This is a genomic window from Mesorhizobium sp. M2E.F.Ca.ET.219.01.1.1 (assembly GCF_004016445.2).
GTDB lineage: Bacteria > Pseudomonadota > Alphaproteobacteria > Rhizobiales > Rhizobiaceae > Mesorhizobium.
This window is the reverse complement of the sequence record NZ_SADT02000005.1, coordinates 23,399-37,314: the sequence shown is the minus strand read 5'-3', so window position 1 is coordinate 37,314 and position 13,916 is coordinate 23,399. Positions and strand designations below refer to the sequence as shown.

At 65.3% G+C, this 13,916-nt stretch carries 10 protein-coding genes and 1 pseudogene; 8 read left to right on the top strand and 3 right to left on the bottom strand.

Going from position 1 to position 13,916, the window contains the following annotated elements; translation table 11 throughout:
* Positions 1 to 35 precede the first annotated feature (35 nt).
* On the bottom strand, positions 36 to 1,529 hold the full coding sequence (locus EN862_RS23130; RefSeq protein WP_127865876.1) for a mannitol dehydrogenase family protein: 1,494 nt from the start codon (positions 1,527 to 1,529) through the stop codon (positions 36 to 38).
* Positions 1,530 to 1,826: 297 nt separating this feature from the next.
* Between EN862_RS23130 and uxaC the strand changes: the two genes are divergently transcribed.
* The 5 genes from uxaC (at position 1,827) to EN862_RS23105 (ending at position 6,077) form a co-directional block, all read left to right on the top strand.
* Complete coding sequence (gene uxaC, locus EN862_RS23125) at positions 1,827 to 3,236, top strand: glucuronate isomerase (RefSeq protein ID WP_127865875.1); 1,410 nt, start codon at positions 1,827 to 1,829, stop codon at positions 3,234 to 3,236.
* Positions 3,237 to 3,292: 56 nt separating this feature from the next.
* Positions 3,293 to 4,060 (top strand): 2-dehydro-3-deoxy-D-gluconate 5-dehydrogenase KduD, encoded by a 768-nt coding sequence (gene kduD, locus EN862_RS23120; RefSeq protein ID WP_127865874.1) that lies wholly within the window; start codon positions 3,293 to 3,295, stop codon positions 4,058 to 4,060.
* On the top strand, positions 4,038 to 4,295 hold the full coding sequence (locus EN862_RS23115; protein ID WP_127865873.1) for a hypothetical protein: 258 nt from the start codon (positions 4,038 to 4,040) through the stop codon (positions 4,293 to 4,295). The genes kduD and EN862_RS23115 overlap by 23 nt, the downstream gene beginning before the upstream one ends.
* A 61-nt stretch (positions 4,296 to 4,356) precedes the next feature.
* The gene (locus EN862_RS23110) at positions 4,357 to 5,103 is read left to right on the top strand and encodes a sulfotransferase domain-containing protein (protein WP_127865872.1); all 747 of its coding nucleotides are present in this window, start codon (positions 4,357 to 4,359) and stop codon (positions 5,101 to 5,103) included.
* Between the two features lie 38 nt (positions 5,104 to 5,141).
* Positions 5,142 to 6,077, top strand: coding sequence for a hypothetical protein (locus EN862_RS23105; RefSeq protein ID WP_127865871.1), 936 nt, complete (start codon positions 5,142 to 5,144; stop codon positions 6,075 to 6,077).
* 9 nt (positions 6,078 to 6,086) lie between these two features.
* Here EN862_RS23105 and EN862_RS23100 read toward each other — a convergent pair.
* Positions 6,087 to 6,713 (bottom strand): annotated as a pseudogene (locus tag EN862_RS23100) (LysE family translocator).
* A 204-nt stretch (positions 6,714 to 6,917) separates the two neighbouring features.
* Here EN862_RS23100 and EN862_RS36975 point away from each other — a divergent pair.
* The 3 genes from EN862_RS36975 (at position 6,918) to hutH (ending at position 12,122) form a co-directional block, all read left to right on the top strand.
* A complete protein-coding gene (locus EN862_RS36975; RefSeq protein ID WP_245519677.1) occupies positions 6,918 to 8,558 on the top strand; it encodes a sulfotransferase in 1,641 nt (546 codons plus the stop codon).
* Positions 8,559 to 8,572: 14 nt separating this feature from the next.
* On the top strand, positions 8,573 to 10,405 hold the full coding sequence (gene recQ, locus EN862_RS23090) for a DNA helicase RecQ (RefSeq protein ID WP_189401496.1): 1,833 nt from the start codon (positions 8,573 to 8,575) through the stop codon (positions 10,403 to 10,405).
* A 220-nt stretch (positions 10,406 to 10,625) separates the two neighbouring features.
* Positions 10,626 to 12,122, top strand: coding sequence for a histidine ammonia-lyase (hutH, locus tag EN862_RS23085; RefSeq protein WP_127865869.1), 1,497 nt, complete (start codon positions 10,626 to 10,628; stop codon positions 12,120 to 12,122).
* 65 nt (positions 12,123 to 12,187) lie between these two features.
* Here the strand turns inward: hutH and EN862_RS23080 are convergent, their stop codons facing one another.
* Positions 12,188 to 13,804, bottom strand: coding sequence for a caspase family protein (locus tag EN862_RS23080; RefSeq protein ID WP_127865868.1), 1,617 nt, complete (start codon positions 13,802 to 13,804; stop codon positions 12,188 to 12,190).
* Positions 13,805 to 13,916: the final 112 nt, after the last annotated feature.

Sequence of the window (13,916 nt, the reverse complement as noted above, 5' to 3'; positions counted from 1 at the left end):
GGGGCCCAATCCCCGGCGGCTCGGCGGGCGAGTAGCTAATCGGCCAGCCTGGGTGGCTCGTCGCCAATGCCGAGTGCGGCAAGGGCCAGCTTCGGACCGCCCTGCTCGAAATGGACCAGATGCGTGGCGACAAACTCGATCAACCTTTGGCGCTCCGTGTGGCCTATGGCGAAGCCGGCGAGGTCGAACACGGCTTCGGCCATTGTCGCCGTCGGCAGATTGCGGCCGAACAGCTCGCCGAGGGCGGCATCGAGCGGATCAGTGAAATGACCTTCCGGCAAGCTGCTGCCGCGCGCGGCGCAGGCGGCGATCCAGGCAGCGACGACCAGCGACAGATGCTCCGGCAGCAGACCCGCCTCCAGCCTCGCAAGGGCGGAGGCGACGATGCGTTGCGGCAGCTTCTGGCTGCCGTCATTGGCGATCTGCGCGGTACGGTGGGCGAGCGCGGTGTTGGAGAACCGATCTGCGAGCTCGGCCGTGTAGGGGATCGGGTCGAGCCCCGCATCCTGCGGCAGCGTCGGAATGGCCTCGGCCCAAAGCCGGTCGACGAACTGCCTTATTGCCGGATCGGCAAAGGCACGATCGACGGTGGCATGGCCGCTGAGCAGGCCGAGATAGGCGATACCTGAATGGGCCCCGTTGAGCAGCCTCAGCTTCATATCCTCGAAGGGGCCGACATCCTCGACCATGGTGACGCCGAATCTCTCCCAGGCCGGTCGGCCCGCCGGGAAACGGTCCTCGACGACCCATTGCCGGAACGGCTCGGTCATCACCGGCCAGGCGTCCTCGACGCCGAGCTGTTGACCGATGCGCGCCCGGTCGGTATCCGTCGTCGCCGGCACGATGCGGTCGACCATGGAAGACGGGAAGGCGACGTCGTCGGCGACATGGCGGCCGAGATCGGCATCGCGCAGCTTCGCGAATTCGATGAGCAGCTGGTGCAGGGTGGCGCCGTTGGCCGGAAGGTTGTCGCAGCAGAGCACCGTGAAGGGCGGAGTCCCGGCGGCGCGACGACGCGCAAGCGATTCGGCGAGAAACCCATGCGCCGTTTTCGGCGATCCGGGATTGGCGAGGTCGTGGACGATATCGGGGTGCCCGCCGTCGAGATTGCCATCGGCTGCCCTGAGATAGGCCTTTTCGGTGATGGTGAGCGTCACGATACGGATGCGCGGGTCGGTCAGCGCGGCGAGCACCGCTCCAGGGTCTTCCGGGGCGACGAGCAAGGACTGGATCGAGCCGATCACCTGCAGCTGTTCGCCGGCGCTGTCCCTGATCGCCAGCGTATAGAGCCCATCCTGTGGCTTGAGCGCGTCGCGCGTGTCGGGGCTGCGCAGCGAGACGCCGACGATGCCCCAATTGCTCTCGCCATCCGCCAGGCAGGCGTCGACATAGGCCGCCTGGTGGGCGCGGTGGAAGGCGCCGACGCCAAGATGGACGATGCCGGGCGTGACAGAAATGGGGGCGTAGCGAGGAACCAGGACTTCGGCCGGCAGCTTCGCGATGGCGACGTTGGACAGGCGACCGTTCATGGGAAGCGAAGTCTCCGATCGGGTTGCCCGCCTGATGGTCGGGCGAAAAACGATGGCAGCGACGTAACATCCGAGGTCGGCGCGCACAATGGCTGCGTTGCTTTCGAGAGCCGCCATGCTACCGATCGTTTTTTATGTTGACATCGCTCTGACAGGTCAGAATGACGTCTCGTTGAATCGCCATTGCGATCTAACTCTTTGTCGGAGCATGATCTTTTCCGAAAACCGGTTCCCGCTTTTTGCGTTCGCCGACCTTCGGTTCGAGATCATGGTCCAACGCAATCCGGGAGGAGCCAAGTGGCCCCATTGACCGATCCCGATCTGCTGCTTGCGCCCGAGGCGAATTCGCGCGCGCTGGGCCGCGCCCTTTACACCGGCGTGAAAGACCTGCCCATCGTCAGCCCGCACGGTCATACCGACCCGCGCTGGTATGCGCTCAACGAGCCGTTTCCGGACCCCGCACAGCTGCTCATCGTGCCCGATCATTACATCCTTCGCATGTTGTTCAGCCAGAGCGTGCGGCTGGAAGAACTCGGCGTGCCGACGCTCGATGGCGCGCCGGTCGAGACTGACGGGCGGACGATCTGGCGGCGCTTCGCCGAGCATTACTATCTCTTCCGCGGCACGCCGACCCGGCTCTGGCTGGACCATGTGTTCGCGCATCTGTTCGGCATCGAGGAGCCACTCACGGCAGCCAGCGCCGACCGCACCTACGATAGGATCGCCGCGTTGCTTGAGCGCGACGACTATCGTCCGCGCGCGCTGTTCGAGCGCTTCAACATCGAGGTGATCGCCACGACCGAGGGCGCTCTCGACGATCTCAAATGGCACCGGATGATCCGCGACAGCGGCTGGAGCGGCCGCGTCGTCACGGCCTACCGGCCGGACGCGGTGGTCGATCCCGATTTCGAAGGGTTTTCGGCCAATCTCAATCGCCTCGGCGACATCACCGGCTGCGATACCGGCAGCTGGACCGGCTATCTCGATGCGCATCGGAAGCGCCGCGCTTATTTCAAGGAGTTCGGCGCTACCTCGTCCGACCATGGCCATCCGACCGCCGAGACCGCCAATCTCTCCGACGCGGCGGCCGAGGAGCTGTTCAACCGTATCCGCCGCGGCTCCGACGACGAGCGCGAGCGGCGGCTGTTCAGGGCGCAGATGCTGACCGAAATGGCCAAGATGAGCCGTGACGACGGCCTGGTGATGCAGATCCACCCCGGGTCATGGCGCAATCATTCACCTTCCGTCTTCCAGAAATTCGGCCGCGACAAGGGCTTCGATATCCCGACCCGCACGGATTATGTGACGGCGCTGAAGCCGCTGCTCGACTGCGTCGGGCTGGAACGCGACCTCACGGTCATCCTGTTCACGCTCGACGAGTCGAGCTATGCGCGCGAGCTGGCGCCGCTCGCCGGCGTCTATCCGGCGCTGAAGCTGGGGCCGGCCTGGTGGTTCCACGACAGCCCGGAAGGGATGCGACGCTTTCGCGAGATGACCACGGAGACGGCAGGCTTCTACAACACCGTCGGCTTCAACGACGACACGCGCGCCTTTCCGTCGATCCCAGCCAGGCACGACGTTGCCCGCCGCGTCGATTGCGCCTTCCTGGCGCGGCTGGTGGCCGAGCATCGGCTGCGCGAGGACGAGGCGCATGAGCTCGCCGCGGAGTTGGCCTATACACTTGCCAAGAAGGCGTATCGCCTGTGAAGGGGGCGAGCCACGGAACGACCAATCCTTCGAGCGGCGCGAAAGGCAGAACGAGCTTGAGCGATCTTTCCCCCTTCAGCCTCACGGGCAAGCGCATCCTCGTCACCGGCGCCAACACCGGCATCGGGCAAGGCATCGCCATGTCGGTCGCGCGCGCCGGCGGCCTGGTCGTCGGCGTCGGCCGCTCGGCGATGGACGACACGGCCGGCAAGGTCGCGGCCGCGGGCGGCAGCTTCGAAGCGGTGCAGGCCGATCTCGGCGATCCGGCCGGGGCCGCCGCGATGCTCGACCGGGTCTGGGACGGGAGCGGCCCGCTCGATGGGCTAGTCAACAATGCCGGCATCATCCGGCGTGCCGACGCGGTCGACCTGAGCGAGGCCGATTGGGACGAGGTGATGGACGTCAACCTGAAGACGGTCTTTCGGCTCAGCCAAGGTTTTGCGAGGCGCGTGCTTGCTGAACCGGGCCGGCGCGGCAAGATCGTCAACATAGCCTCGGTGCTGAGCTTCCAGGGCGGCATCCGCGTCGCCTCCTACACAGCCTCGAAGCACGGGGTGCTTGGCCTCACAAGGCTGCTCGCCTGCGAGTGGGCGGCGAAAGGCATCAACGTCAACGGCATCGCGCCGGGCTATATCGAGACCAACAACACCGAGGCGCTGCGCGCCGATCCCGAGCGAAGCGCGGCCATCCTCGGACGTATCCCCGCCGGACGCTGGGGACGGCCCGACGACATCGGCGACGCGGCCGTTTTCCTGCTGGCGCGGGCGTCGGACTATATGCATGGCGCGGTGGTACCGGTCGATGGCGGCTGGCTGGCGCGGTAATTTGTTTCCTGTCCGCTTAAAATTGGGCAAAAACAAAGATCTGGCCGGCTACTCAAAACGAAAAGCCCGCGCCGTGAAGCGCGGGCTTGTTGCCTGGGCGCTTGTGGCGCCGCCGCGGTACTCGAAACATCGCCGCAGGAGTGCAACCGTGCCGCCACAGGGTGAAGATTGGCTTAACGAAGAGGACTGGAACTTTGCCGGCATATCGGCCAAAGAGACGGCGGATCGGCGATGATCATTCGACCTCGCATGCCGGCGCCGGCAGCGGAAACATAGCCGGCGAGAGAGAGTCGGGAATGGACCTTGCACGCAAGTCAGAAGCGCTTTTGCGCGAGGCCGCCAGGCGACCGATCAGGGAGATACGGCGACTGGCGCTGGACTTGAAGCGGCTGTGGCGGCTGTGGGTGAAATCGGACACGGCGCGCTACAACAAGATATTCATCGCCGGCTGCGCGCGCAGCGGAACGACGCTTACACAGCGCCTGATGGGATGTTTCGAAGACACTTTCGTCCATCAAGCCGAAGCGAGATATGCCCAACTGGATATGCTGGACCGCCCGGAAGCCAACCTTGTGGTCAAGCGCTCCGAGCGGACTCATGCGCATCTGGCGAGATTGCCACGCGCGATAGGCCTGATCTATTGCGTCCGCCACCCTTTCGACGTGCTAACGAGTTCGCACCCCGAGAGTAGGGGGCAGCGCCGGTTCCACGTCACGCCCGAACGCTGGCTGGCGGAATATGACGCTTTCTTGCGGCTGAGGAAGGCACAGCCCAGCCGTGCGATCGTCTATGCCCGCTATGAAGACATGATCGCCCGGCCAGATGCGGTGCAGGAGCGGATCGCGCAGGCATTCGACCTCAAATCGCGTATCCGCTTCAGCGAGGATCCAAGCAATCCCATACGCGCGACCTCCCTGAAGAAATGGGAACGGAATGAAGAGTTCCGAACCTATCTGCACAGGCTGCCGCCAATATTTCTCGCACGCCTCAAAGGGTTCTGCGACGAGTTCGGCTATGATATGCCGGACTGGGCTCGCGGATGACGCCGGCTTTTGGCCTTTTGGCCAGACGACATGGGCCTTTGATCACGCCCGGCATGCTGCCTGGCGATGACGGCGCCAACATAAACGGGCCGTCGCTGGTCAGGATGCCCGATTGGGCGAAGGGTAGGCTCGGGGCCTACCATCTCTATTTCGCGCATCACAACGGCACCTACATCCGGCTTGCCTATTCCGATGCGATAGATGGTCCCTGGCGGATCCATCCAGGCGGCGCGCTTTCGCTTGCCGCGTGTCCGTTCCTCACGGGGCATATTGCGTCACCCGACGTGCATGTGGATGCGCAAAACCAGCGGATCGTCATGTATTTCCACGGTCCGGCCTCGAACGGCCAGGGGCAGACGACCTTCGCGGCCACGTCCGCCGACGGTCTGCGTTTCACAGCCAATCCCGAACCGCTTGGACCATTCTACGCGCGGATGTTTCGGCATGATGGCTGGTGGTATGGGCTCTTCGGCACGGCCAACGTGCAGCTCCGCCGGTCAAACGACGGCCTCTTCGGGTTCGAGGAGGGACCGGTCGTGCTGCCCGGCTCATGGCGGGTTCGGCCCAGGCATGTCGCGGTGCAGAAAAACGGCAGCTCATTGATCGTCTATTACACACGCAAGGGCGACGCGCCCGAACGTGTGCTTTACGGCAGTATCGATCTGTCCGACGACTGGCTGCGCTGGACGGTACGCGGCAGGACCGAGCTGCTTAGGCCCGGCACCGATTTCGAGGGCGCCGATCTGCCCCTCAGGCGTGGCCGGATGGGCGCTGCAAAGGGCAGGGAGAATGCGCTGCGCGATCCAGCCATTTTCGAGGAAGATGGGCGGACCTGGCTGCTTTATGCCGTAGCCGGCGAAAGCGGCATAGCGCTGGCCGAACTCTGCCCGGTTGAACCGAGGACGACGGGCCTGCGGAAACTAATCGCGGCGCTGTTGGGCCGTATCGGAGGCGATGCGACCTTGCTGGCGTAAGCCGCTCGTTCAGCGCTGCTGCAGCGCGAGCCGTATGCCGAGCGCGCAATAGATGCCGCCGACCACCTTGCCCTGCCATTTCAGCACCGCCGGATTGCGGCGCAGGAAGGAACCCAGGCCGCCGGCGCTGACGGCGAAGACGACCGTGCTGAAGAGGCCGAGCAGGACAAAGATGATGCCCAGCACCATCAGCTGCAGCACCACGAAACCGCTTTGCGGGTGGACGAATTGCGGCAGGAAGGCGAGGAAGAACAGAGCCGTCTTCGGGTTGAGCACTTCGGTCAGGATCGCCTACCGGAAGGCTCGGCCCGCTGAGATTGGCAGCGACCTGCCCGCCAGATCGGCCGGCGCCTTTTCGATAATGGCGAGGATACCGAGATAAACGAGATAGGCCGCGCCGATATATTTGATGATGCTGAACAGCACCGCCGAGGCGGCGATGATGGCCGAGATGCCGACAATGGCCATGATGGTGTGGATGACATCGCCCGCCGCGACACCGGCGCCGGTGGCGATGCCGACCTTCGTGCCCGAGCTCGTCGCGCGCGCAAAGGTGAGCAGCGTCGCCGGTCCCGGAATGAAGACGAAGCCGAACACGACCGCGATATAGGTGATGAGCGTGGCTTGGTCGATCATGCGAAGGCTCCTTTGCTTCGGTCGCCCCGACGGCGGACCTGACAGGACCATAGCATTGACGGAGTTCCGGATCCGATGTGACGGTTGATCCAGACAGCGGCGCCGGTCGAAGCTGGTTGCTGTCCCCAGTTGAACGCCTCCAGCCATTGGCGCGAATCCGGAAATGGACTTATCTGGCGGCTGTTCGTTTTCGGGAAACAGAGCTTGAACGACATCCAGCGGCACAAACGTCCCGGCGGCATCACGGCAAGGCGGCTCGGCGCGCTGATCACGCCGGACATGCTGCCCGGCGACGACGGCGCCAACATAAACGGTCCGTCGCTGATCAAGATGCCGGACTGGGTGCCCGGCAGGCTTGGCGCCTACTACCTCTATTTCGCGCATCACAACGGCACCTATATCCGGCTTGCCTATGCCGACGCTTTGGAAGGTCCTTGGCATATCCACCCGCGCGGCGTCCTGTCGCTTGCCGAATGTCCTTTTCTTAAAGAGCACATCGCTTCCCCCGACCTGCATGTCGACGAACAGAACCGACGCATCGTCCTCTATTTCCATGGTCCGACCGGGAATGGCGGCCGTGCGCAGACGACCTTCGTCGCCACATCCGCCGACGGGCTGCATTTCAGTCCCCGTGCAAACGCGCTTGGACCATCCTATGCGCGGATTTTCCGGCATGGCCATTGGTGGTACGGCCTCTTTGGTACGGACCTCGTCACGCTTTGCCGGTCGAGCGATGGCCTCTCCGGTTTCGAGACAGGGCCTGTCCTGCTGAAAGCTTCGCGGGGGCGATTGCCGCCAAGGCATGTCGCCGTTCAGCAACAAGGCCGCTGGCTGCGGGTCTTTTATACGCGCAAGGGCGACCAGCCGGAGCGGATCTTTTATGGGACGGTCGATCTCTCGCGCGGCTGGCGGCGCTGGACCGTGCGCGAAAGGATCGAGCTGCTGAGACCAGGGACTTACTTCGAAGGGGCGGATCTGCCGCTGCGCAGAAGCCGGACGGGTCCCGCCGAAGGCAGGGAGAACGCGCTGCGCGATCCCGCGATCTTCGAGGAAGACGGGCGGGTTTGGCTTCTCTACGCAGCCGCCGGCGAGAGCGGCATAGCGCTGGCCGAAATTTGCCCGCAGACAGCGCGACCGATGTCGGCATCGCGCGCCGTCGCCGCTCTCGAAGGCCAGACCGTTCGCCTGGCGCAGGCGATCGGCCGGGTTTTCGACCGAAAGAGGCCGAAGCAGCCAAACAGGATCTTCATCGCCGGCTGCGCGCGCAGCGGCACCACGCTGACCCGCGACCTGATGGCGTGCTTCGACGACACCTATGTCCTCGGCGGCGAAGCCCCGTTTCCGGTGCTGATCGACATGAAGCGCCGGGAAGCCAATGTCGTGGTCAAGCGCACCGCCGAAAGTCATGAACTGCTCAGCCATTTGCCGGCTGAAATCGGCCTGATCTACTGCGTGCGCCATCCTTTCGATGTGCTGACGAGCCAGCATCCCGAGACGATGCATGTGCGCCGCTTCCACGTCACGACCGGGCGCTGGGAAGCTGAGTATGACGGGCTGCTGCGACTGAGGCGGGCCCAGCCACGGCGCGCCATCCACTATCTGCGTTATGAGGACCTGATTGCCGGACCCGATGCGGCGCAGCAGGCAATTGCCGATGCATTCGGCCTTGCGGCAAGGCTTCGCTTCAGCTCCGATCCAAACAATCCGATTCGACGGAGCTCGCTGCGGAAATGGGAACGCAATGAGGAATTCCGCACCTATCTCCACACCTTGCCGAGGTCGTTTCTCGACCGCATCGAGGCTTTCTGCCGAGAATTCGGCTACGACCTTCCCCAAGCCTCATAACGCAAGAGATTGCCGTGACGCCGGTTTTGAAAACCCTGTTTGAAGATCCAAAGCGTCGCGTCCTGAAGGATGTCTTCGGCTACGACGATTTCCGTCCCGGACAGGCGACCGTGATCGAGGCGCTGCTGGCCGGGCGCCACGTGCTGGCGGTCATGCCGACGGGCGCCGGCAAGTCGCTCTGCTATCAGGTTCCGGCGCTGGTCAAGGGCGGGCTCACCATCGTGGTGTCGCCGCTGGTGGCGCTGATGCAGGATCAGGTCGCCGCCTTGCGTCTCGCCGGTGTGGCCGCCGACACGATCAACTCCTCGCTCGACCGCGACGCCAATGTCGCGGCGTGGCGCCGCGTGGCGTCGGGGCAGACGCGGCTGCTCTATCTGGCGCCGGAGCGGCTGATGACGGAGCGGATGCTGGACGCGCTGTCGCGGCTCGATGTCAGCCTGATCGCCATCGACGAGGCGCACTGCATCTCGCAATGGGGCCCGGCCTTCCGGCGCGAATATGAGGACCTGTCGCAACTGCGCGGCGTGTTTCCGCACGTGCCGATCATCGCGCTGACGGCGACCGCCGACGAGGCCACGCGCGGCGATATCGAGGCGCGGCTGTTTGCCGGGCGGGCCGAAACCCTGGTGCTGGGTTTCGACCGTCCCAACATCAAATTGGCGATGGAGACCAAGCAGGACAGCAAGCGCCAGCTGCTGCGCTTCGTCGAGCGGCACCAGGGCAAGAGCGGCATCATCTACTGCCTGTCGCGGCGCAAGACGGAGGAGATGGCGGCCTTCCTTGAGAAGAACGGCGTGCGCGCGCTTGCCTACCATGCCGGCATGAGCAAGGAGGCGCGGGAGGCGAACCAGAACGCCTTCATGAGCCTGTCGGGCGTCGTCATGGTGGCGACGATCGCCTTCGGCATGGGCATCGACAAGCCCGACGTCGCCTATGTCTTCCACACCGACCTGCCGGGCAGCCTGGAGGCCTATTACCAGGAGATCGGCCGCGCCGGGCGCGACGGCCGACCGGCGGAAGCGCATATGCTCTACGGCGCCGGTGACATCCGCACGCGCCGGATGTTCATCGACGAGGAGGATACCTCGCCCGAGCACAAAAGACGGGCGCATCGCCGGCTCGACACGCTGATCGGCTATTGCGAGACGGCGCAGTGCCGGCGCCAGGTGCTGCTCGGCTATTTCGGCGAGGAGGCGAAGGCCTGCGGCAATTGCGATAATTGTCTCAACCAGGCGCCGCGCGCCGACGGCAGCGCCGAGGCGCGCGTCATCCTTGCGGCCGTGGCGCAGAGCGGCGAGCGCTTCGGCGCCGCCCATGTCATCGACATCCTGCTCGGCCACGAGACCGAGAAGGTGCTGGCGAGAAGCCATCAGAAGCTCGCCAGCTTCAGGACCGGCATCATGCACAGAAAGCCGGTGTGGCTGTCGCTGATCCGGCAACTGGTCGCCGGCGGCTTCCTGGTGCCGGATCCGGACGGCCATGGCGGTCTTGTCATCTCGGAAAGCGGCCGCGCCCTTGGCCGCAGCGAGGTTGCCTTCGAGTATCGCGTCGAGGGGCGGGACCGCCTCGCGCGCGGCAGGAAGCGCGCCGCGCAAGGCGCCGGCACGGATGGTCAGAGCGTCGATGCGTCGCTTCTGGCGACGCTTAAGACGCTGCGGCTGAGGCTCGCCAAGGAACGCCAGGTACCGGCCTATGTGGTGTTCTCCGACCGCACGCTGATCGACATGGCCGAGCGCCGCCCGCAAGACCTCGACGAGTTCGCCGAGGTGAACGGCGTAGGCGCCGCCAAGCTTAAGGAGTTCGGCGAGGTTTTCCTGAGCGCGATCGCCGCGCATCAGGCGACCTAGGTCTCCCGCTGCCGCCAGTATCGAGAGACAACTACGGGGCCGCAAACGCCGGAAGCTGATCGGGACCAGCCGAGTTGCGCTAATATTTTCAAATTTGCCCGCCGCCACGGCGAAATTCCGACAAAGGCCGTGTTCGAGAAGCTTTAGGTACCACCCTGCCGCTGGGGACTTGTCGCAGGGCGCAAACTTTTTGACGGCTATCAGCCTGGGTGGGTTCGCAATGACAGTAATCATCGACAATGCCGCAAGCTGGCGCGACATCGCGCGTGTCGGCGACGGCGAAATGCTGGCCTTGGCGCCGGCCGGCTGGGATCGCATCGCGCTTGCCAACAAGATCGTCGCAAGCCTCGTCGAGAAGGGCATTCGCGCCTATGGCGTGAACACCGGGGTCGGGGCGCTGGCTAGCCAGGTCGTGGCGCCGGCCTTGCAGGAGAAGCTGTCGCGCAACATCATTCTCAGCCACGCTTGCGGCGTCGGTGAACTGGTGCCCGAGCGCAGCATCCGCGCCGTCATTGCCGCGCAGGTGGCGAATTTCGCGCATGGCCATTCGGGCGTGCGGCCGCAGATCGTGCGCAACCTGCTCACCTTGCTCGAGCGCGGCTGCGTTCCGGACGTTCCGTCGCGAGGATCGGCCGGATATCTCACGCACAACGCCCATATCGCGCTGGTGCTGATCGGCGAGGGCAGGGCGACGGTCGCCGGACGCAAGATGAGCGGCCGCGAGGCGCTGGCCGAGATCGGGCTGGAGCCGCTGGTGCTTGGCGCCAAGGAGGGCCTGAGCCTCGTCAACGGCACGGCATGCGCGACCGGCCTCACGAGCATCGCGCTGGTTCGCGCCGAGCGTCTGCTGTCCTGGGCCGATGCGGCGGCGGCACTGACGCTGGAGGCCGCCGGCGGGCAGATGGCTGCCTTCGACGAAACCGTGCTGGCCATGCGGCCGTCGCCAGGCATCGAGGCGGTGGGTGCGGCGTTGCGGCGCCTGCTCGACGGCAGCGGGCTGATCGCCGCAGCGCAAGGCAGCCGCACGCAGGACGCGCTCAGCCTTCGCGCCGTGCCGCATGTGCATGGCGCGGCGCGTGAGGTGCTGGAACGCTCGGCACTGCTGGTCGACCGTGAACTGGCCTCGGTGACCGACAATCCCGCCGTGGCCGGCACGCCCGACGAACCGAAAGTGTTTTCGCAGGCGCATCCGGTGGCGCCCGCGCTCGGGCAGACGGCCGACGGTCTGACGATCGCGCTGGCGCAGGTCGCGGCGATGAGCGAGCGCCGCATCGATCGCCTCGTCAATCCGCTGGTCAACAATCTGCCGGCCTTCCTCGCCGCCGAAGGCGGCTGCAACTCGGGCTTCATGATCGCCCAGTACACCGCCGCGTCGCTCAGCAACGTCAATCGGCGCCTCGCCGCGCCAGCGGCGACGGATGGTGGCGTCACGTCCGGCCTGCAGGAGGATTTCCTCGCCCATCCGACAGTGGCGGCCAACAAGCTCCTGGCCGTCATCGACAACGCCGAATACATCCTGGCGATCGAGCTGATGGCCGCCGCGCAGGCGCATGATTTCCTGTCCGGCAAGGCCGCGCGGGCACCTGGCACCGATGCGATCTACCAAGCCGTGCGCCGACGCATCCCGCACTACAGCGACGACCGGCCGCTGTCCTGGGACATGGAAATGCTGCGGGACTTTATACGCGGGGCGGATGTGGAGTCCGGCGAAGCCTGAGCGCGTCCGCGGCACAAGAATCGGGCGACTGACGCCGACGGGATCACTGAAGGCCCGAGACCTTTTCAGTGGTTGGCGTAGCCGCTCAAAGGACATCTCTGCGCTGCGGGGATTTCGAAGGTGCCGTCAATCCCGTTGCACATGTGGTATGCGGATTTCCGCGCTGGTGTTGCCTTCGGCCTCGGCGCCGGTCCTGGATTGGCAGCCTCGCGCTGCTCCTGGCGCCTCGGCCTGGCGCGGACGACCGGTTGCGGTTTCTGCGGCCTTTGCGGCACGACGCTTTCCTGTTTCTTTGCTTGCGCTTCGGACGCCCGCTCGGCGCGGTACGTCTTCAGCGCGTCGTCCGTGTCGAGCTTCAGGCGGGCATATTGCTTCGGGGTGAGGAAGGTGGTCGGGGGCAAGCCATTCGCCTCCTGCCACTGGCCGATTGCGCGGCGGGTCTTGGCGCCGAAGTCGCCGTCGGCCGCGTCCAGGTCGTAGCCGATCGCCAGAAGCCGTTCCTGCAAGTCGGCCTTGCCCTGGCGATCAAGCCCGATCGCGCTTTCCGTCAGTTCGGTCCCGGCGTCGGCTTCCGGCTTGGGCGCGGCGGCCGGAGATTCCACGGCGGTTGCCGACCGCGACGTCTCGCTTTGTGCATTCGCGACCACGGTGGTTGGCTGCTTCTTGAGCTGGTCGATGTTGAGACGCGCCAGATCGGCGAACGCCCCGTTGGGGAATTGCTGCAGATAGGCTTCATAATGCGCCAGCGTGTTGCGCTTCGAAGCCTCGTCCCACACCCGCTGCTCGATTTCCCATCCGCGCCCGTCGCTGCTGGCGGACTCCGCCGGCGTAGCGGTCGCAGATGGCTGCGGAGCCGGCTGGACCGGTGCCGGCGGCTGCGGCGTCTGCGGACCGATGAAGACCTCGCGGCCGAGCGATGCATTGTGCCAGGGCCGCTGCTTGCCGTTCGTCTCGGCCGTCACCTCGCCCCGCACGCGGGTCAGGGCGCTCTGGAGTTCCACGCCGGGCTCGGCGAGATGCTTGGCAAGGGATGCCGTATAGGGACTGTTGGCGCCGCCGCCGTCATAGGATATGGCGCCGGGGTCGGTGGCAAAGGCGATCAGCACGCCGCCGGTGCCGACGTCCGACCCGCTGACATCAATGGGCGCCAGGCCCGGAGCCGTGGTCGAGCGGCTTTTCGGCAAGGAGGCCGCCAAGGTCCTCGCCAGCGGATTGTCGCGGCAGGCGTCGAGAATGACGATGCCGACCGCCGGGTCCGGCGGGAGAGCGGCCAGCAACTCGTCCATCTGGACGGTGCGGGTCTTGAGATGCGCCGGCGCGGTAAGCTCGGCATCGACCGGGATGAGATAATTCTTGCCGTTCACCTGCATGCCGTGGCCGGCATAATAGATCAGCGCCGTATCCGCGTCGTAGGATGCCTCGGTAAACTTGTTCAGCCGATCCCGCATTCCGGCATAGTCGAGATCGACGCCTTCGATGACGTTGAACCCCACCTTGCGCAGCACGTCGGCCATCAGGCGGGCATCGCTCGCGGGATTGGGGAGAGCGGGCGCATAGACATATTTGCTGTTGCCGATGACCAGCGCGACCCGGTTGCCCTGGGCGGCAAGGGCGCCGGGCTGCAGCAGCAGATCTGCCGCGGTCAGGAGGAAGAAACCAACGATGGCGGCCCAGACCCTCATGGCGCGCACCCTCAACTCAAGTCGCGGCTCTGCTGCTAGTCCCCTTGGCAATTTCATTCAAAGACGTTCGCGTCTGTGAAATATAGCACATCCGCGGGCAGTAAGCGTGTGC

Coding starts and splice junctions, on each gene's coding strand:
- hutH (WP_127865869.1), top strand. CDS start 10,626: ATGACAGTAATCATCGACAATGCCGCAAGCTGGCGCGACATCGCGCGT.
- EN862_RS23130 (WP_127865876.1), bottom strand. CDS start 1,529: ATGAACGGTCGCCTGTCCAACGTCGCCATCGCGAAGCTGCCGGCCGAA.
- EN862_RS23115 (WP_127865873.1), top strand. CDS start 4,038: ATGGCGGCTGGCTGGCGCGGTAATTTGTTTCCTGTCCGCTTAAAATTG.
- EN862_RS23110 (WP_127865872.1), top strand. CDS start 4,357: ATGGACCTTGCACGCAAGTCAGAAGCGCTTTTGCGCGAGGCCGCCAGG.
- EN862_RS23080 (WP_127865868.1), bottom strand. CDS start 13,804: ATGAGGGTCTGGGCCGCCATCGTTGGTTTCTTCCTCCTGACCGCGGCA.